15 protein-coding genes and 1 pseudogene are annotated in these 19,811 nt (G+C 64.7%); 4 read left to right on the top strand and 12 right to left on the bottom strand.

The window, feature by feature from the left end; all coding sequences use genetic code 11:
* Positions 1-122: 122 nt before the first annotated feature.
* Entirely contained in the window at positions 123-305 is a 183-nt protein-coding gene (rpmF, locus tag ACWYRN_RS00335; protein ID WP_028104096.1) for a 50S ribosomal protein L32, read from the bottom strand.
* A 174-nt stretch (positions 306-479) separates the two neighbouring features.
* On the bottom strand, positions 480-977 hold the full coding sequence (locus tag ACWYRN_RS00340) for a YceD family protein (RefSeq protein WP_229436954.1): 498 nt from the start codon (positions 975-977) through the stop codon (positions 480-482).
* A 225-nt stretch (positions 978-1,202) separates the two neighbouring features.
* On the opposite strand from ACWYRN_RS00340, the gene ACWYRN_RS00345 reads away from it, so the two are divergent.
* A complete protein-coding gene (locus ACWYRN_RS00345) occupies positions 1,203-1,817 on the top strand; it encodes a Maf-like protein (RefSeq protein ID WP_488690587.1) in 615 nt (204 codons plus the stop codon).
* 18 nt (positions 1,818-1,835) lie between these two features.
* Positions 1,836-2,585: an SAM-dependent methyltransferase gene (locus ACWYRN_RS00350; RefSeq protein ID WP_488690588.1), complete on the top strand. Its 750-nt coding sequence runs from the start codon at positions 1,836-1,838 to the stop codon at positions 2,583-2,585.
* 189 nt (positions 2,586-2,774) lie between these two features.
* On the opposite strand, the gene ACWYRN_RS00355 is transcribed toward ACWYRN_RS00350, so the two are convergent.
* The 6 genes and pseudogenes from ACWYRN_RS00355 to clpB form a co-directional block, all read right to left on the bottom strand.
* Positions 2,775-4,043 carry an EAL and HDOD domain-containing protein gene (locus ACWYRN_RS00355; RefSeq protein WP_488690589.1) on the bottom strand — a complete coding sequence of 423 codons (1,269 nt, stop codon included), beginning with the start codon at positions 4,041-4,043 and terminating at the stop codon, positions 2,775-2,777.
* Positions 4,044-4,778: 735 nt separating this feature from the next.
* Positions 4,779-5,651 (bottom strand): annotated as a pseudogene (locus ACWYRN_RS00360) (23S rRNA (adenine(2030)-N(6))-methyltransferase RlmJ); the annotation flags it as partial.
* Positions 5,652-5,830: 179 nt separating this feature from the next.
* A complete protein-coding gene (aceA, locus tag ACWYRN_RS00365) occupies positions 5,831-7,129 on the bottom strand; it encodes an isocitrate lyase (protein ID WP_229436964.1) in 1,299 nt (432 codons plus the stop codon).
* Positions 7,130-7,513: 384 nt separating this feature from the next.
* Positions 7,514-8,719 carry an MFS transporter gene (locus ACWYRN_RS00370; protein ID WP_488690590.1) on the bottom strand — a complete coding sequence of 402 codons (1,206 nt, stop codon included), beginning with the start codon at positions 8,717-8,719 and terminating at the stop codon, positions 7,514-7,516.
* A gap of 159 nt (positions 8,720-8,878) precedes the next feature.
* Positions 8,879-11,062, bottom strand: coding sequence for a metallophosphoesterase (locus tag ACWYRN_RS00375; protein WP_488690591.1), 2,184 nt, complete (start codon positions 11,060-11,062; stop codon positions 8,879-8,881).
* A gap of 214 nt (positions 11,063-11,276) precedes the next feature.
* Positions 11,277-13,889: an ATP-dependent chaperone ClpB gene (clpB, locus tag ACWYRN_RS00380; RefSeq protein ID WP_488690592.1), complete on the bottom strand. Its 2,613-nt coding sequence runs from the start codon at positions 13,887-13,889 to the stop codon at positions 11,277-11,279.
* A gap of 202 nt (positions 13,890-14,091) precedes the next feature.
* On the opposite strand from clpB, the gene ACWYRN_RS00385 reads away from it, so the two are divergent.
* Together ACWYRN_RS00385 and ACWYRN_RS00390 are read left to right on the top strand one after the other, a co-directional pair.
* Positions 14,092-14,505 (top strand): tellurite resistance TerB family protein, encoded by a 414-nt coding sequence (locus tag ACWYRN_RS00385; protein WP_488690593.1) that lies wholly within the window; start codon positions 14,092-14,094, stop codon positions 14,503-14,505.
* A gap of 4 nt (positions 14,506-14,509) precedes the next feature.
* Positions 14,510-15,496 (top strand): TerC family protein, encoded by a 987-nt coding sequence (locus ACWYRN_RS00390; protein WP_488690594.1) that lies wholly within the window; start codon positions 14,510-14,512, stop codon positions 15,494-15,496.
* Between the two features lie 72 nt (positions 15,497-15,568).
* On the opposite strand, the gene yiaA is transcribed toward ACWYRN_RS00390, so the two are convergent.
* The 4 genes from yiaA to ACWYRN_RS00410 all read right to left on the bottom strand — a co-directional run bounded on the left by yiaA (position 15,569) and on the right by ACWYRN_RS00410 (position 19,562).
* Positions 15,569-16,039: an inner membrane protein YiaA gene (yiaA, locus tag ACWYRN_RS00395; RefSeq protein ID WP_488692893.1), complete on the bottom strand. Its 471-nt coding sequence runs from the start codon at positions 16,037-16,039 to the stop codon at positions 15,569-15,571.
* A gap of 67 nt (positions 16,040-16,106) precedes the next feature.
* Positions 16,107-16,493 (bottom strand): fluoride efflux transporter CrcB, encoded by a 387-nt coding sequence (gene crcB, locus ACWYRN_RS00400; protein ID WP_488690595.1) that lies wholly within the window; start codon positions 16,491-16,493, stop codon positions 16,107-16,109.
* Positions 16,478-16,936 (bottom strand): molybdopterin synthase catalytic subunit MoaE, encoded by a 459-nt coding sequence (moaE, locus tag ACWYRN_RS00405; protein ID WP_229436982.1) that lies wholly within the window; start codon positions 16,934-16,936, stop codon positions 16,478-16,480. The genes crcB and moaE overlap by 16 nt, the downstream gene beginning before the upstream one ends.
* Position 16,937: 1 nt before the next feature.
* Positions 16,938-19,562 (bottom strand): DUF349 domain-containing protein, encoded by a 2,625-nt coding sequence (locus tag ACWYRN_RS00410; protein WP_488690596.1) that lies wholly within the window; start codon positions 19,560-19,562, stop codon positions 16,938-16,940.
* Positions 19,563-19,811: the final 249 nt, after the last annotated feature.

The raw sequence follows: 19,811 nt of genomic DNA on the forward strand, positions 1-19,811 counted from the left end.
GGCGGGGCGCCAGGCCAGGGCAATGACGGTGCGGATGGTGCAGCCGGGGACAAAGAAAAAGCGGCGCCACGCACTCATCATACGTTGCACCGCTTTCATGGTACAGAAAAGCAAGACGGCGATTACTCGTCGTTCTTGGTCTTCAGGACTTTGCGACCACGGTAGAAGCCGTTCGGGCTGATGTGGTGACGCAGGTGGGTTTCACCGGTGGTCGGCTCGACTGCCAGGTTAGGGGCAACCAGGAAATCGTGCGAACGGTGCATACCGCGCTTCGATGGGGACTTCTTATTCTGCTGAACTGCCATGATGACTCCTAATACTAAAGTTCTAAAATTCTAACACATTCGATTTGCAAAAACATGCGCATCGAGTATCCCACCGGCAATCCTCCGATTGCCGACTCTGTATGAAACGCTGCCCTGACATACTCGACTGTGCACGCGTTTGACACGTTCTGACGTACTACAACTGCTTACTACTTATTCGGATTTCAGGTTCTTCAAGCCGGCGAACGGCGATACCTTTTCGGACTTCAGTGCATCCAACAGCTTGGTGTCGGGGCACACATCGTGCTTCGGCGACTGCGGCAGGGCCAGCAGGGCTTCGTCTTCGAGCAGCTGGAGCAGGTCGCACTCACGGCTGCCGACGATCACGTCGATGCTTTCATCGTCGAGGACTTCCTCGATCCCGTCGGCTTCCTCGTCGTCGACGCCCAGCACCAGCTGGGTGGACGAGTCGATCTCGTAGCCGAACGGTGCCAGGCAACGCTGGCAGGACAACTGGACTGGGCCCGCCACCGACAGGGTCATCGTCGGATAACCCTCGGGCGTGGTGCCGCCCTGGATGGACCAGGTAATATCGCCGCTGGCATCTGCGCAGTCGGCGGCCAGGCGGGTCATTTCCGCCACTGGCGTGACACCTTCGCGATAGCCATGGTTGCGGCAAAATTCAAAGGCGTCGATGACAAAAGCGCTCATTGCAGAAAACGTCCCCGGAAAACCTGCGATAATAACAGGCTTGTCCTCGTGCAGTCAAAGACTTACGCGATTTTTCGGGATGGCGGCGGCGCACTGTTGCACGATGTGCCTGCCTGGCCGCCCTGTCTCTGCGTCATTGCCGATGAACTATCAGCTTTGCTTGCCAGGACCAGCCATCTATCTGTTTTGCTTATACTTCCCGCTTTATATCTCGACAGCGCCGACATGATACCAAGTTCTGCCCCGCCGCGCCTCATTCTCGCATCCAGTTCCAGCTACCGCCGCGAATTACTGTCTCGCCTGCAGCTGCCGTTCGAGGCCATCGCGCCGCACATCGACGAGACGCCGCGCGCCGGCGAGGCGCCGCAGGAGACCGCCCTGCGCCTGGCCCGCGCCAAGGCCGAGGCCATTGCCCGGCTCCACCCCGGTGCACTGGTGATCGGCTCGGACCAGGTGGCCACGCTCGACGGTGCCCAGATCGGCAAGCCCGGCGACCATGCGCGTGCCCTGGCCCAGCTGCAAACGATGCGCGGGCGCGAGGTCGTGTTCCATACGGCGCTGTGCCTGTGGGATGGGCGCGCGGCCGATCCTGCGCAAGCGGCGCAAATCGAGAACGTGCAGGTCTTCGTGCGTTTCCGCGACCTGCCAGACGCCGAGCTCGACGCCTACCTGCGCATCGAGCAGCCCTACGATTGCGCCGGCAGCGCCAAGAACGAGGGCCTGGGCATTGCCCTGCTCGAGCGCATAGAGTCGTCCGACCCGACTGCCCTCACCGGCCTGCCCCTGATCGCCCTGACCGGCATGCTGCGCCGCGCCGGCGTTTCCTTTTTTGGCGTTTGATTTTTTCCTACTGACGATATGCCCGGTACCCTTTTCCTGATTCCCAATACCCTCGGCCCCACCGAAGCCCACACCGGCGCCCTGGACGGCGTCCTGCCCGGCCAGGTGCAGGCGATTACCTCGCAGCTCGGCTATTTCGTGGCCGAGAACGCCAAGACGGCGCGCGCTTTTCTGAAACTGGTGGCGCTCGACCATCCCCTGTCGCGTCCGCTGCAAGAGATCCGCATCGCCGAGCTGAACGTGAATACGCCGGCGGCGGCCTTGTCGGCCCTGCTCGAACCCTTGCTGGCGGGCGAAGATGCGGGACTGGTGTCGGAAGCCGGCGTGCCGGCGGTGGCCGATCCGGGCGCCGACCTGGTGCGCCTGGCGCATGGGCACGGGATCACGGTGCGGCCGCTGGTGGGGCCGTCATCCCTGTTGCTGGCGGTGATGGCAAGCGGGCTGAACGGGCAGAGCTTTGCCTTCAACGGCTACCTGCCGACCGATGCGGCGGCGCGCACCAAGCGGATTCGCGAACTGGAATCGCGCTCGCGGAGCGAAAAGCAGACGCAGTTGCTGATCGAAACACCGTACCGGAACGGGCAGATGCTCGACGCGCTGGTGGCAAGTTGCCAGCCGGGCACGCTGGTGTGCGTGGCGACGGATTTGTCGCTGGCGAGCGAATCGGTGCGGACGATGACGGCGGCGAAGTGGAAGGCGCAACTGGCGGCGGGCAAGGCGCCGGATTTCCACAAGAAGCCGACGGTGTTCCTGTTCCTGGGGCAGTAAGCAGGGTTTCGGTTTTCGTAGGGTGGGCTCTCGAGCCCACGCTGTCTCACCGGTTGATCAAATGCGACGTCGGCAAAGGGTTGCCACCGCCGCCGATCGCTGGATAAGCTGCGTATGATCCGTCGATGAGTCCACGTGTGCACAAGTGCCTACGCCGGCCGCGCCCACCCAACCAAAATCGCCGAACGCCTACGCCGCTTCGCAAGCCAGCTCACGCACCCAATCAAACGCCTCCAGCTCGATCTCGCGCACCTGCTTCGCGGTCAGGCCCAGCCGCTTCAGCGCCGCGGAGAACACCGGCCCCGTATCCGCTTTCTCCAGGCGCTCGACCACATCGAGCATCGCCCCGAACGTGCCTTCACGCTGCAGGAGCGCGGCGCGCACGTCGTCGGCCAGTTCCACATTCTCGAGAATCTCGCCGATCGGCATCGAGAACAGCGCATCGGCCAGCGACATGATGCCCACCGTGAAAGCCCGCTCGGCGCACACGGCATTGTCCCCATGCACATGCAGCGACATCAGTTCGAGCAGCTTGCCACGGGTAGTGGCCAGCTGCAGCAGCGGCGAATGCAGTTCCGCCGGGCTGCCCGAGGTGGCGTAGAGCAGGATTTGCAGCCAGCGCCGCAACTGCTTGCGGCCCAGCTTGGCAATCGCCTCGCTCACCGTTTCGATACTCCGCCCGCTGCCGGCGCGGCTGTTCACCAGGCGCAGCAAATTCAGGCTGGTCAGGGCGTCGCGCTTGACGGCGGTTTCGATGGCGGCGTCGTCGGCCTCGGCCTGCAGCAGTTCCAGCAGCCGCAGGATCACCATCTCCGACGGCGTGATCTTGCGTCCGCTGAGAATCACGGGACGCGCAAAGTAATAGCCCTGGAAGTATTCGAAGCCGAGTTCCATGCACAGCTTGAATTCCTCCACGGTCTCGACCTTTTCGGCGAGCAGTTTTTTGTTCGCCGCGCGCAGCGACGCGGCCAGCGCCGGCAAGGCATGGCGTTCCACGCCCTTCAGGTCGATCTTGATGACGTCGACCAGGCCCAGCAGCTTGTCGACCTCGTCGGTATGGTCGATCACGTCGTCGAGTGCGAACTTGAAGCCGAGCTCCTTGAGCTTGGCCACACGCGCCAACAACGGCTCAGTCGGCTTGACGGTTTCCAGGATTTCGAGGATAACTTTACGCGGCGGCAGAAAACGGACGAAATCGCTCATCAGCACGTCTGCATCGACGTTGATGAAGGCCAGTTGCTCCCCGACCACCTGCTCGAGGCCGAGCTGCGATGCGTGGGAAATGACGGCCGCGGTGGCAGCGGCGCCGTCGGTCAGGCGCGCATCCTCGTGCTCGCCGGCGGCGCGGAACAGCAGTTCGAAGGCAACCAGATGCTGGTCGCGCCCCAGGATAGGCTGGCGGGCCAGGAAGAATTCGTCGGACGGCATGGATGAGACTGCCGTTGCTTCGGCATGCATGTAAAAACTCCCGGAAACTTTTGAAGTGCGGCTACGCGCAGCACGCGGCCCACGCGCACGCGAGCCTTTGCCGACTATACTACAGAACGTAAATATTTATATTTTTACATCGAAACGTGCGCGATGCAGGTGCATCGGGGAGACGTGACGCAGTTGCGTTACGGGGCTGCGTGATCGAGCTGTATGACACAGCTGCATGACACCGCTACGCCACACAGCGGCCCGAGGCCACTGCGTCACGTCCTTCATCGCGCATCCGCCTCAGCCGCGACCGCCGCTGCGCGGCCGCCCGTTTGCGGGGCGTCCGGGGCGAGCACCCTCGCCGCCTGGACCGCCTTCGCGGCGCGGGCCGGCGCTCTTGCCGGCGCCGGCGGGACGGCGCTGGTCGGCATAACGCGGCTGGTTGTCGCCGCGCGAAGGGTCGAAGCGTTCGTCGGGACGCGCATTGCCGCCGGCTGCATTGTCGCGCGAACGCGACACCGGACGGCCTTCACCACGCTCAAGCGCCCCACCCTCCGGGCGCGAGAAGCGCTTCGCACGGCTGGCCGCGCCCGCCTTGGCGCCCGCCGCAGCGTCCGTTGGCGCCTTCTCGGCCGAACGCTGCGGCATCGCCTGGCCCGGCAGGCGCAGGCTGCCCGTGCCCGACAGCGGGCTGGCGCGGCGCGCATTCCCGACCGGCACACGTGGGCCGTTGCTGTTGCCCAGGCGCGCCGCCGCCGCGCCGGTCACCTGGGTGCCGGTCTCGATGACGAAGCTGGCACCCGCATCCTTGCCCAGCACCTGCACCAGGTAAGGCATGACTTCGCGCAGCATCGGCTCCAGCGTGTACGGCGGGTTCAGGATGAACATGCCGCTGCTGTGCAAACCGAAGCCATCCGGACCCGGGGTCGACACGGTGAGCGTGACGTTCAGCCATTCCTTGGCCGGCAGGCGCTTGAGCCTGTCGGCGAACTGGCGCGATTCCATGCGCTGCAGCACCGGATACCAGACCGCATACATGCCGGTCGGGAAACGGCCCAGCGCTTCTTCCAGCGCATCCTTGACCTTGCGGTAATCGTCCTTCACCTCATAGGGCGGGTCGATCAGCACCAGGGCGCGGCGCGATGGCGGCGGCAGCAGTGCTTTCAGGCTATTGAAACCATCGCCGCGCTCGATGATCACGCGGCGGCCGCGGGCGCGCTCGCCCTGCTCGGCGCGGTGCGCCTCGGCCTTGCGGAAGTTATCCGCCAGGATCTTGCTGTCGGCCGGGTGCAGCTCGAACAGGCGCAGGCGGTCTTCCAGGCGCGTCATCTGGTCGGCGACATACGGCGAACCCGGGTAGTAGCGCATCTTGCCGCTCGGGTTCATGCCCTTGACCAGGTTCAGGTATTCGGCCAGCGCCGGCGGCACGTCGCTGCGGCTCCACAACGGGCCGATGCCGGTATCGAACTCGGCGTTTTTCGTGGCGAAATTGCTGTCGAGCGCATACACGCCGGCCCCCGAGTGGGTGTCGATATAGGTATAGGCGGCGTCCTTCTGGTTCATGTACAGGTGCAGTTGCACCTGGACGAAATGCTTGAGGACGTCGGCATGATTACCCGCGTGAAAGGCGTGGCGGTAGCTCAACATAATGGGAATCCTAAAAATCAAAGCGCCGTTCGGGCGAACGGCGGTAACAGGCGTCATTATCGCCTAGAAAGCCCGGACTGCCCAAATCGGCGGCATCGAAACGAAAAAAAGCCGCGGGACAACTGCCCGCGGCTTTTGCCAACCAGCCGAATCGAATCGGCTGGATCAGGTGCGCCGGATCAGGCGACTTTCTTTTCGTCGAAGAACTGTTCGTCTTCAGTCGAGCCGTGCAGCGCCGTGGTCGAGCTCTGGTTCTGCTGGATGGTCTGGGTCACGGCATCGAAGTAGCCGGTGCCGACTTCACGCTGGTGCTTCACGGCGGTGAAGCCCTTCTCGGCGGCGGCGAATTCGGCTTCCTGCAGTTCGACGAAGGCCGACATCTGGCGGCGTGCATAACCGTGGGCCAGGTTGAACATGCCGTAGTTCAGGGCGTGGAAGCCGGCCAGGGTGATGAACTGGAACTTGTAGCCCATCGCGCCCAGCTCTTTCTGGAACTTGGCGATGGTGGCGTCGTCCAGGTTTTTCTTCCAGTTGAACGAAGGCGAGCAGTTATAGGCCAGCATCTTGCCCGGGAACTTGGCGTGGATGGCGTCGGCGAACTGCTTGGCGAATGCCAGGTCCGGCTTGCCGGTCTCGCACCAGACCAGGTCGGCGAACGGCGCGTAGGCCAGGCCGCGCGAAATCGCCTGCTCGATGCCCGGACGGGTTTTGTAGAAACCCTCGACGGTGCGCTCGCCGGTGCAGAAGGCTTTGTCGTTGTCGTCCACGTCCGAGGTCAGCAAATCGGCCGCTTCGGCGTCGGTACGGGCCACGACCAGGGTCGGGGTGCCCATCACGTCGGCCGCCAGGCGCGCTGCGGTGAGCTTTTCCACGGCTTCGCGGGTCGGCACCAGCACCTTGCCGCCCATGTGGCCGCATTTCTTCACCGAGGCCAGCTGGTCTTCGAAGTGCACGCCGGCGGCGCCCGCCTCGATCATCGACTTCATCAGCTCGAAGGCGTTCAGCACGCCGCCGAAACCGGCTTCGGCATCGGCCACGATCGGCGCGAAGTAGTCAATGTCGTCCTTGCCTTCGGACCACTGGATCTGGTCGGCGCGCTGGAAGGTGTTGTTGATGCGGCGCACGACCATCGGCACCGAGTTGGCCGGGTACAGCGATTGGTCCGGGTACATTTCGCCGGCCAGGTTGGCGTCGCCGGCGACTTGCCAGCCCGACAGGTAGATGGCTTTCAGGCCGGCCTTCACCTGTTGCATGGCCTGGTTGCCGGTCAGGGCGCCGAGGGCGTTGACGAAAGGCTCTTCGTTGACCAGCGTCCACAGCTTGTCGGCGCCGCGCTTGGCCAGGGTGTGCTCGATCTGGACCGAACCGCGCAGGCGCACCACATCTTCAGCGGTGTAATTGCGCACGACACCTTTCCAGCGTGGATTGGTGTCCCAGTCGTTTTGCAGTGCGGCGATTTGCTGTTCACGAGTTGCCATGTTGTTCTCCTGATGAAAGGTTTAGCTGATTGCGAAGTGAAATCCGTTAGATGAATCATAAACCTGTTTGTGCAGAGCACAATCACTCTTATATAAGACAGCAAAAGATTTTTTTATCTAATAGAATCAAATACTTGATAACTGCATTCCATGATACGAAATGAAATTTCTTAGAATGAGAGATGCGTCAAGGATGAGCCGGCGCAGGCTTTTCACTGGATGATATGGCTATTTCATGATGTGAAATTTAGTCAAGCCAGACCCGTCCGGTAACGCTGCATCTTCGCCCTCGCCGCGTTTTTTGAATTGAGTACGGGCAATAAAAAAACGCGCGTGCTGTGCAGCGACGCGCGTCCTTCTCCTGTCGCTCGCAGGCAGGACGATTTATGCCTTGTGCGCTAGCGGTGCGCGGCGGCTATTGCCTGCCCCAACAGCCGTGGCAATCGCCAGGGTCTGGAACAGGGCCACGCCGATGAACACCGACGCCGGGTGCCCGCCGTCCATCAGCATGCCGAACAGCAGCGGGCCGACCGACATGCCGGTGTCTAGCCCCGAATACACGACGCCGAACACGCGTCCGGTGGCGTTCGGCGGCGCCGCGGCGCGGATCAGCAAATCGCGCGAAGGGCCGGCCACCCCGGTGGCGAAGCCGATCGCCCCCATCACCAGCACGACCAGCGGTCCCGGTACGACGCTGGCGGACAGCACCAGCGCCAGCGCGGCGGCAAACAGAAAGGCCACCGTGATGGTGCGGTCGTGGTTGCGGGCGCGCGCCGCCAGGAAGCCGCCCGCGATCATGCCGCCGGCCGAGGACAGCATGAAGGTGGTATAGGCGGTGGCGGCGGTGGCGAAGGTGATACCGTACAGCGCCACCAGGCTGGTCGACGAAAAGGCCTGGATGCCGCCCAGCGCAACCGAGGTCAGGAAGAAAAAGCCGAAACACATCCACACCGCCCGCAGGCGCAGGAAGCCGAAGGCACTGCCGCCCTCCACGCCCGGTTTGGCCACGGTGGCTTCATTCGGCAGTACGGCGCGGTTCAGGAACAGCACCAGCAGCATCAGGAAGGGAATCGCGCTGGCCGAGAGCAATGCGACGCGCCAGCTCGAGAGCGTGGCAACGCCGGCCAGGAAGATCGGCGCCGTGGCCCAGCCGATGTTGCCGGAAATGCCGTGCACCGAGAATGCGTAGGCCAGCCGGTCTTTCGAGACGCCATGGTTCAGCAGCGTGTAGCCGGCCGGGTGGAACACCGCGTTGCCGCAGCCGGCGACGAAGGAACCGATCACCAGCACGGCATAGCTCGGCGCCGAGGCCAGCACCAGCGCCCCCACGCCCAGCAAGGCCTGGCCGGTGAACAGCACGCGGCGCGCGCCGACCCGGTCGACCACGAAGCCCGACAAGGCCTGGCCGACACCGGAGACCACGAAGAACACCGTCATCAGCAAGCCCAGCTCGGAGTAGGACAGCCCGAAGGCTTCCTTCAGCCAGGGAAACAGACCGGCCAGGATCAGGTGGTAGAAGTGCGACACCCCGTGCGAGGTGCCGACCAGGCCGATGACGCGGGCGTCCTGGCGCAAGCTGCTTGTGCTCATTGAACTGACCGGAAAGAGGAAGAAGCAGCCAGTGTAGTCAAAAGTGCCAGGCTTTGCCGGGCAACGGCATTTGCCGCCGCCCGGATATCGCGTTATTGACAGTGCACTCAGTCGAAGCTGACTCGGTTAAAGCTCAGTTAAAGCTCAGTCAAAGTTCACTCAGTTAAAACTCATGCTGGCGCTATCCGCATTTCCGATCTTCTTGCCCTTCAGGTCGATCGTGAAGCGGTCGCTCGGCTTGCCCGAACCCAGGCCCTTGAAGATGGCGAACACCTGCTTGAACTGGTTCTGGTATGCCACCTGCACGGCATTCTGGTCCGAGACCTTGTCGCCGATGCGCACGACCGGCGCCGGATTGGCCGGGAAGGCACGCATCAGGAGCTTGTACTGGTTGACGCGCTCCTGGCCCATGTCGCGCAGCGCCAGCTCGCCGGCGTACACGGTACGGTGGAAGTCGCCATAGAAGTCGTAGGGCGTGATCTTGGCGAAGTCGTCCAGCTTCAGTCCGGCGCCGGCGGCCAGCAGCTCGGCGCGCACCGTGGCTTCGCGCCAGTCGGTCGTCAGCTGGGCGGCGGCAACCGCCGTGCCCGATGGCGTACCCGTGGCGGCGCAGTTTGCCGTCAGCGGCACCACGCCCGGATTGTCCCTCAGCTGGGCCAGGGTCACGCGCGTGTCCAGCTGCGACATGATCAGCATCTGCCTGCCGTCCAGCGCCATCGCCGCTTCCTTCATCTCGCACGGCCAGTATTCGTCCATGAAGCGCAGGCGCGAGAGTTCGCCGAAGTAGGTGTGGGTGAACTCGCCGTACGAGCGCGTATCGAGGATGCCGCGCTCCCAGCGCTTGGCCACGTCGGCCGGCAGCACGCTGCCGCGCAGGTAATCGTATTCCACCTGGTAGTAGGGGAAGAGCTCATTAAAACGCGGTACCGACTTCAGGGCCACGGTCTGGACGTCGACCGTATCCAGGTCCTTGTAGGTGATGATCTTGTAGGCCGCGCCATACACCGCCAGCGACGGCGATTGCACGTTCACCAGGTAGTTGCCGTTGGCATCGGCGAAGTCGTTGGTGCCGTTGAAGTGCATATGGCCGCCCACGTGCCAGCGCAGGCCCGTGGCCGCCACGCCGGCGGCGGTGGCCGCATCGGGCACGCGCGCGGTCTGGAAGGCGCCCGGCTTGAAGGCCGCCTTCATCGCCTCGGTCTGGTTGGCGTAGAAGTCCATGGTCGGGTAGTGCGAGTAGGCCATCAACTGCTTGCCCTCGGCCTTGGCGCGCGCGCTCACCGACTTGATCCATTCGACCAGGTGCAGCTTGTGGGTCAGGACCTTGTTCCAGCCGGCGTTGCCGGCGCCGTCGTAGCCGCTGAATTTCTTCGGATTGGCCGGGTCGAACTTCGCATTCGGGATGAAGACGTTGGCGTCGATCGCCAGCAGCCACAGGCCTTTCACCGGCTCGACCAGGTAGCTGCTGTCGACCATGGCCGTGCAGCGCGTGTACGACTTGCCGAGCTTCGCTTCGCCGGCCGCCTTGTACGCGCCGCCCGCACCTTCGGCGCAGATCTCGAATTCGCGCTTCGCTACCGCCGACTGGGCCACGGCTTCCTCGTAGCTGTACTTGCCGCCCGTGTACTTGCTGAACGGGGTTTCCCAGTGCAGGTCGGCCTTGTTCGGGTTGAAGCCGAACTCGCCCAGCTTGGCCATCAGTTTTTCGTAGCCCTGCTCCATCAACTGGTCGGTGCAGACCACGCTCGGGTCCTTGGCCACGCAGGCGGCGTTCGAGGTGGCGTAGACCTTCTGCTCCTTGCCGTCCTTGGTGAGGAAGTCGTTCTTGCCGGCTTCCAGGTCGTCGTAGGGCTCGACCGGATCGTGGTTGCCGGGCGCCAGGAAGAAGCGCATGCCCTTGGCTTGGTATTCCTTCAGCACGGTGGCGATGCCGTCGACGTTCATCGGCTGGGCGTCGTCGGAATAGTCGCCCGGGAAGGCGACGATGCGGATGCCCTTGGCGTAGGCGTCGTCGAGCGCGGTGCGGAAGGCAAAATAATTTTCGTTGAACAGGCGCGTCGAGGTCAGCTGCGCGTACATCGTGCGGATGGTCGCGTTCTTGCCGTCCTTGGTGGGGATGCCCGCGAACTGGGTGCTTTTCAAGTCGCCGTAGACGTCGTGGAAGTGGACGTCGGACATGAAGGCGACGCTGGTGTTGGCGGCGGCTGCCGGCGGCGTGGTCGGCGCCGGCTGCTGGCCTACCGGTGCTTGGTCTAGCGTGTCGTCATGGTCGCTGCCGCAGGCGGACAGCAGGGCCAGCGCAGCGATTGCGGTACCGGCGCACGAGACGAGGGAACGGGACATGCATATCTCCAGTCGATGAAAGTGCCGGCATGGTGGCACCCGTGCATGACTGGATCATGACAAAAGCTTACTGCGAGATATGTGGAACAGCGAGGATTCGTAGGGGGGACGGCTCTGCCGTCCACGCGTCGATCGTTGGGAGCAAGATCATCCGGTACACAAGCGGAGCAGATAGCGATCGACGCGTGGACGGGGAACCCGTCCACCCTACATTTTATTTCGCCAGCTCGACCGCAGGCTCCTCGCCGAACACCAGCTGGCCGCCGCGCACGCGCACCGGGATGGTGTCCTTCGGCCCGAACTGGCCCGACAGGATCGCCTTCGACAGCGGATTCTCGATCTGCTGCTGGATCGCGCGCTTCAAAGGACGTGCGCCGTACACCGGGTCGAAACCGGCTTCCGCGATCTTTTGCAGGGCCGCGTCGTCGATGTCGATCGCCATGTCCATCTTCGCCAGGCGCCCTTCCAGGTTGCGCAGCTGGATGCGGGCGATGTCGCCGATGTTGCGCTCGTCGAGGGCGTGGAAGACCACGATCTCGTCGATGCGGTTGATGAACTCGGGGCGGAAGTGTCCGCGCACCTCGGCCATCACGGCCAGCTTCACCACCGCCGGCTCGTCGGTGTCCATCGACTGGATCTTGTGCGAACCCAGGTTCGAGGTCATCACGATCACCGTGTTCTTGAAGTCCACCGTGCGGCCCTGGCCATCGGTCATACGGCCATCATCCAGGGCCTGGAGCAGCACGTTGAACACGTCCGGATGCGCCTTCTCGATCTCGTCTAACAGGATCACGCTATAGGGCTTGCGGCGCACGGCTTCGGTCAGGTAACCGCCCTCCTCGTAGCCCACATAGCCCGGCGGCGCGCCGATCAGGCGGGCGACCGAATGCTTCTCCATGAATTCGCTCATGTCGATGCGGATTAGGGCTTCCTCGGTATCGAAGAGGAAGGCGGCCAGCGCCTTGCACAGCTCGGTCTTGCCGACGCCGGTCGGGCCCAGGAACATGAAGGAGCCGTAAGGACGGTTCGGGTCCGACAGGCCGGCGCGCGAGCGGCGGATCGCGTCCGACACCGCCTCGATGGCTTCGTCCTGGCCGACCACGCGCTCGTGCAGCTTTTCCTCGATGTGCAGCAGCTTGTCGCGCTCGCCCTGCATCATGCGCGAGACCGGAATGCCGGTCGCGCGCGAGACCACTTCGGCGATTTCCTCGGCGCCGACCTGGGTGCGCAGCAGCTTCGGTTTTTCCGCTTCGCCTTCATTGCGCGACGCGGCTTCCTCGGCGTGTTTCAGCTGGGCTTCGAGTTCCGGCAGGCGGCCATATTGGAGTTCGGAGACCTGCTGCCAGTTCGACTGGCGCTTGGCTTCCTCCATCTGGTGGCGGATGCGCTCGATCTCTTCCTTGATGTGAGTGGTGCCCTGCACCGCCGCTTTCTCGGCTTTCAGGATTTCCTCGAAGTCGTTGTACTCGCGTTCCAGGCGCGCGATCTCCTCGCCGATCAAGTCGAGGCGGCGCAGCGAGGATTCGTCGGTTTCCTTGCGCACGGCTTCGCGCTCGATCTTCAGCTGGATCAGGCGGCGCTCCAGCTTGTCCATCACTTCCGGCTTGGAGTCGATCTCGATCTTGATCTTCGAGGCCGCCTCGTCGATCAAATCGATGGCTTTATCAGGCAGGAAGCGGTCGCTGATGTAGCGGTGCGACAGCTCGGCCGCGGCAATAATCGCCGGGTCGGTGATCTCCACCTGGTGGTGCAGCTCGTATTTCTCCTGCAGGCCGCGCAGGATGGCGATCGTCGCCTCCACGCTCGGCTCGTCGACGATGATTTTCTGGAAGCGGCGCTCGAGGGCGGCGTCCTTTTCCACGTACTTGCGGTATTCGTCGAGCGTGGTCGCGCCCACGCAGTGCAGCTCGCCGCGCGCCAGGGCGGGTTTCAGCATGTTGCCGGCGTCCATGGCGCCTTCGGCCTTGCCGGCGCCGACCATGGTGTGGATCTCGTCGATGAAGACGATGGTCTGGCCTTCGTCCTGGGCCAGTTCCTTCAGCACGGACTTCAGGCGTTCCTCGAACTCGCCGCGGAATTTCGCACCGGCCAACAGGGCCGCCATGTCGAGCGACAGCACGCGCTTGCCCTTGAGCGAATCGGGGACTTCGCCGTTCACGATGCGCTGGGCCAGGCCCTCGACAATGGCGGTCTTGCCAACGCCCGGTTCGCCGATCAGCACCGGGTTGTTCTTGGTGCGGCGCTGCAGCACCTGGATCGCGCGGCGGATTTCGTCGTCGCGGCCGATCACCGGGTCGAGTTTGCCCAGGCGGGCACGCTCGGTCAGGTCGAGCGTGTATTTTTTCAGCGCCTCGCGCTGGCCTTCGGCGTCCTGCGAATTCACGGATTCGCCGCCGCGCACGGCGGCAATCGCCGCTTCCAGCGCCTTGCGGGTCAGGCCATGTTCGCGCGCCAGGCGGCCGGCGTCGGATTTATCTTCGCTCAGGCCGAGCAGGATCATTTCGCTCGACAGGAACTGGTCGCCGCGCTTTTGCGATTCACGGTCGGCCAGGTTCAGCAGCGACATCAGTTCGCGCCCGACCTGGGTTTCGCCGCCGGTGCCCGAGACTTTCGGCAGGCGTTCGAACGCGCTGCGCAGCGCGTTGGTGAGGCCGCCCACGTTCACGCCGGCGCGCTGCAACAGCGAGCGCGCGCCGCCGTCGTCCTGGTTCAGCAGGGCGGTGAGGAGGTGGACCGGTTCGATGTACTGGTTATCGTTGCCGACCGCCAGGCTCTGGGCATCCGCCAGCGCTTCCTGGAGCTTGGTCGTCAATTTGTCTTGCCGCATGGTAGTGCTCCCTAGAGAGGTGTTCTTGGATGGAAAAGAAAATTGGGATGCGGACGCACTTTTCAAGATCGTCTAGCACGAAGCGCAACACATGCCGCCGATCCTTCGAAAAAACCTGAACGATACTCAAGGAAACCTCGGTTTCTCATTTGACTGCGGACACTTAAGCTGGATCCGTCAATAACAACCGAGTGAGAACACCATGCGATTCTGTGCTACCGATAGTCCCGACGCCGTCTGCCGCCTGCTGGCCCTGTCGATGATCGTGGACGGCCACCTGGCCCCATCCGAAATGAAGGCGCTGCACCACAGCGCCATCCTGGAACGCCTCGGCGTCGATGCCGACCGCTTCGACGACGCCGTCGTGGCCCTGTGCGACGACTTGCTGGCGGGCGCGCGCCGCCATGGCCGCGAGGACATCGAGATCGACAACGCCACCCTCGACCGCCTGCTCGACGACGTCGCCGACCCGCTGCTGCGCATGCACGTGCTGAAGGCGATGCTCGACATCGTGCATGCCGACCGCCAGATCGACAGCCGCGAGCATTTGCTGCTGCAGCGCGCCCAGCGCAAGTGGTCGACGCCGGCGCCGGCCGGCGCCCTGATGGAGGCGTGATGCCATGGACTTCCTGAGTGTCGTCTGGCTGGGCGCACCTGTATGGATGTGGCTGGTGTTCCTGGCTGTCGTCGTCCTGCTGCTGGCCTTCGACCTGGGGGTCCTGCACCGTGACGACCACGTCATCGGCGTGGCCGAGAGCCTGAAACTCTCGGCCCTCTACCTCACCGCCGGCCTGACCTTCGGGCTGTGGGTCTGGCACGGTTTCGGCAGCGAAAAGGCGCTGCAGTTCTATACCGGCTTCCTGATCGAGAAGAGCCTGTCGCTCGACAATATCTTCGTGATCTCGCTGATCTTTTCCACGCTTGCCATTCCGCCGCTCTACCAGCACCGCGTGCTGTTCTGGGGCATCCTGGGCGTGATCGTCACGCGCGGCATCATGATCGGCGCCGGCTCGGCCCTGGTGGCCAGCTACTACTGGGTGCTGTACATCTTCGGGGCGATCCTGGTCGTGACCGGCATCAAGATGCTGTTCGTGTCGGAGAACCCGAACCAGGTGCGCGACAGCGCCCTGCTCGCCTGGCTGCGGCGCCACCTGCGCGTCAGCCCCACCACCCACGGCCACAATTTCCTGGTGCGCCTGCCGCATCCGAACCAGCCGGGGCGCAAGCTGCTGTACGCCACGCCGCTCTTGCTGGCGCTGCTGATGGTGGAATTCACCGACGTCATCTTTGCGGTGGACAGCGTTCCGGCGATCTTTGCCATCACCAGCGATCCTTTCATCGTCTACACCTCGAACATCTTCGCCGTGCTGGGCCTGCGCGCCCTGTACTTCGCGCTGGCGGACGTGGTGCAGCGCTTCCGCTACCTGAAGTATTCGCTGGCGGCGGTGCTGGTGTTCATCGGCTCGAAGATCTTCCTGGGTGACTTCGTGTTCGGCGGCAAGGTGCCGGCCAGTTTGTCGCTGGCGGTGACGGTGGTGCTGATCGGCGCCGGGATTGCCTACTCGCTGTGGCGCAGCAGGGGCGAAGCGAAAGGGGAAGCGGCGTAGGGGCAAATAGAAAGCGGCAGTCCGCGTGTGGCGGGCTGCCGCTGTCGACCCTGCAAGTGTTTACAGCTCGCTCTACAGCTCGCTCGAGCGGACCGCGCTTGCGCTGTCCGGCTCGAGACTGCCCAGGTCACGCACGTTTTTCTGTACCGCCACCACGGCAAACAGGCTCAGCACGAAGGACATGGCATAGAAACCTTTTTCGCTTGGCGCCAGGGTGGCGTTCCAGAGCCCGATCGTCAGCAGGGTCATCACGGCGATCAGGGAAAACCAGCAGATGCCGAAATACAGGCCGGTGACGGGAATGCCCTCGCTGCGGTCGCGCACCGACTTCTGCAGCGAGATCGCGGAAAACAGGCCGTACAGCAGCAAGGTGAAGTAATAACCCTTTTCATTCAGCGGCATCGTTGCATTCCATAAACCCCAGAGGAAGGCGATGGCGCCGATCAGCAAGGCACCCCAGGAAGCGCCGACAAACGCGGCGGTCGGTCGTTGAACGGTGGTCACGGCGGGCTCCAGTTGTTTGTTTGGCGGCAAGTCTAGCATCAAGATAATCGCCTGGCTTGCGTAATTGCCGGTTACTCACGTCGTATCGCGCGGCGCTACCCGCGGGTCAAGCGCGCAGGACGCGCCAGGTTGCAAAGCCGGCAATGCAGAGCAGGATCGAGCCGACCAGGTGCAGCAAGGTATGCCCCAACGCCCAGCCGTACGCGCCACGCTGCAGGAGCGCAACCGATTCGCCGGAAAAGCTGGAAAAGGTCGTCAACCCGCCCAGGAAGCCGGTGACGATGAACAGGCGCCATTCTGGCGACAGGTGCGGGTTGCTGGTAAAGAAGCCGAGGGCGATGCCGATCAGGTAGCCGCCGGCCAGGTTGGCCGCCAGGGTGCCGGCCTGGACCTGGGCGTGGACGTTCGCCAGCCACAAGCCCAGTCCCCAGCGCAACCAGGCGCCGATGGCGGCGCCCGCCCCCACCGCCAGCCAGCTCAGGGGGTTGCCCACTTGGCTTTCGCGGAGTCGTCCGAGAGACGCGCATCGACCCAGCGCGCACCCTCGGGCGTCTGTTCCTTTTTCCAGAACGGGGCGTCGGTCTTCAGGTAGTCGATGATGAACTCGCAGGCAGCAAAGGCTTCGCCGCGGTGGGCGGCGCTGCAGGCGACCAGCACGATCTGCTCTAGCGGCGCCAGCGGGCCGACGCGATGGATCACCAGCGCGTTGTACAGCGGCCAGCGCGCCTCGGCCTGGGCGACGATGTCTTCCAGCGCTTTTTCCGTCATGCCGGGATAGTGCTCCAGCTCCATTTCCGAAACCGAAGAACCGTCGTTCATGTCGCGCACGGTGCCGACGAAACTGACCACGGCGCCCACCCGCGCATCGCCTGCACGCAGGCGCGCCAGTTCCTGGCCGAGGTCGAAGTCGGCGGTTTGTACCCGCACCTTGCTCATGTTACTTGCCCTCCCGCGCCGTACGCATGAGCAATTGTTCGATGCGCAGCGCGGTGCGCTCGTCGACCAGGGCTGGCAGCGCGCACAGCTGGCGCAGGCCGCTCGTCTTGTGGCCTGGCTTTTCGCCAGCCTTCAGCGTCGATTGCAGGGCCTCGACCTGCAGTTTCAGGCGCTCGCGGGCGAACTCGGCGCCGCTGTCGATGCCGGCCGCCACTTCCTGGCGCAGCAGTTCCTGCAGCAGGGTGGCGCGGTTGGCCTCCAGCAAGCGCGCATAGCCGGCACGGTCGCCATCGGCGGCGTTCAGTGCCGCCTCGAAGCGGGCGTCGAGCACCGGGTCGTATTCGGCGCCGGCCGGCAACAAGGCTGCCCAGCGCGCACGCCAGTCGGCGGCGCTGATCGTCTGTCCCGGCTGGGCCAGCGAATCTTCCAGTTCCTGGCAGGCGCGCAGCTTGTCGCGCAGGGCGCCGGCCAGCGCCAGCCCGGCGGCGCGGCGGGCCAGGTCGGCGTGGTGCTGCACCTTGGCCACGGCCTCGTGATAACGCTTTTCCACGCGCGCCTCGTGGGCACGCGGCACCGGACCGATGGCATGCCATTCGGCCGCCGCTTCGCGCAGCAGCTTGCCGGCAGTGACCGGCGTGGCGTCAGGCGCTGCCGCTTCCAGGCGCGCCGTGATCGCTTCCTTGGCGGCCTCGTGGGCACGGCGCTCGGCGTCGGCCGCATGCGCGCTTTCCTTGCGGGCGGCAAACAGTTCGTCGCAGGCGGCGCGGAAGCGCTGCCACAGCGCCTGCTCGGCCTTGCGTTCGAGCGGCAGCGCCCGCGCATGCTCTTGCCAGCGGGCCTGGATATCGCGCAGGCGGTCGACGGCGTGGCGGTCGTGCGGGTCGATGCTCGCCACTTCGTCGATCAATTGCTCGCGCCCGGCCATCTCTGCCTTGCGCTGCTCTTCGAGCGGCCCCTGCAGCGTGGTCAGGGCGGCGGCAAACTGCTGGTCGAGGCGCTTCTTGTCCTTGCGGTCGATGGCGCCCAGGTGGCTCCAGGCCAGGCGCATGCGCTGGACGGTGCCGGCCACGTGTTTCCAGTCGGCTTCACCCGATTCCAGCCTGGCGATCTCGGCCTGGGCCTCGGCCACCAGGGCTTCGCCGCGCGCGGCGTTGGTGTGGCGCTCGTCGGCCAGGTGCTTGAAGTGGGCCGCGGCCGGGGCATAGGCCACGGTGCAGGCGTGGTCGAAGCGTTCCCACAGGCTTTTCGGGGCGGCGCCGGACAGGCTGTCGAGCGCCTTCCAGCGATCGCGCATGCTGCCGACCTTCTTGGCCAGCTCGGCCATCGGCAGGTTCTGGGTGGACAGGGTTTCCACGGTCTTGATGAGTTCTTCGCGCGAAACGTTGCCGCCCCAGCGCGCCCAGTCCGACAGGCGTTTCAGTTCGGCGCGCAGGTGGCTCAGGCGGTCGGCCTGGGCAGCGGAGAGGCGCATGCCCTTGCCCTTGGTTTCTTTCAACGCCTTGTCGAGTTCGGCGGCGGTGCCGAGCGAACCTTGCTGCAGCGCTGCCTCCAGCGCATCCATGGTGTCGATGAAGCCCTGGTCGGCGCCTTTTTGTACCGGCTTGACGGACTGCGCCGTGGCTTGCACGGCCGGCGATACCGGCGCCTTGCGCACGGGTTGCGGCAGCGTTCCCAGCAGGGCATCGAAGCTTTCCTGCAAGGCGGCAGCGGCGGCGCCCTGCGGCAGCGCCGGCAATTTCTGCCAGGCCTGGCGCAGCTTGTCGGCTTGCAGCTCGGCAACGGGCTGGGCCTGCCACTCGGCGAGCGCGGCTTCACGTGCGGCCAGGGCGGCCTGGGCCTGTTCCAGCGTGGCGAGGCTGGCGCTCAGGCGTGCGTGTTCGTTGACGAACTCGGCCGGCAGCGCACGCGGCAGCGTGGCGTGTTCCGGCGCGGCCAGCGCCGCGTTCTGCTCCTGCTGCAGCGCGTCCAGGCGCGCGGCCAGTTCGGCGGCGTTCAGGCCTGCCGTTTCCAGGGCGCGCAGGCTGGCCACGCGGTCGATCATGGCGCGCTGCAGCTGCACTTGCGCTTCCAGGCGCTTGCCCAGCTGGGCACGCACGGACGTGAATGCGTCGGCCAGCTCGGGAGCGGAGATGACCGCCCATTTACGGTCGAGCTCGGCAACGTGGTTCGGGGTAAGCAATTGATCTTGCAACAGGGAGCGTGCCTGATCCAGGGTGGCCTGGCCGCGCGCCAGTTCGGCGTCGTGGTGGCGAATCGCATCCAGGCGCGACTGCATCAGCTTGGCGACGCGGCGGTCGACGTTGCGCATCGCAGCATGCACGCGCTCCAGGGCTGTGCGGCTATGGACATGCTCGGCCGCGGCCAGGCGCAGTTCGGAAAAATCGGCTTGCAGGATGAATTCCACGGCGCGCGTTTCATCGCCGTCGAGCTGGCGCAACGCTTCGGTCTGCTGTTCGCGCCCCTGCTGGGCCGGCCTGGCCTGGCCTGGCGCGCCCTGCGCTGCGCCGGGCGCGGACGGCGCGGCCCCGGCTGCAGGCTTGGCGCCCTTGTCGGCAGACTTGCCGCCTGCCGCGGCCGGCGCATTGCCGGGTTTGTCGCCCTGGCGCTTGAATAGGAATTCGAACATGATGAAATCGCACTTCCAAAACCCCCATCATAACAAAGAACCATGACAGTTTTGGGCGCACTCGACAGGCGCGCGGGCCGTTGCCGGGTGCTGGCAGCGAAAGCTTGCCGCCAGGTAGGACGCTTGAAGTCGGGCCGGCTGCCGGCTCGGGTATGGCTGCCGGCCTGTCCCGACCTCGTGCAGTTGGCGCAGGCCGGGGCACCAGATGCGCAAGCCCCAGGCAAGCGCGCCGCGCGTTGCCGGCACGCA

This window comes from Massilia sp. BAP21 (assembly GCF_057801335.1).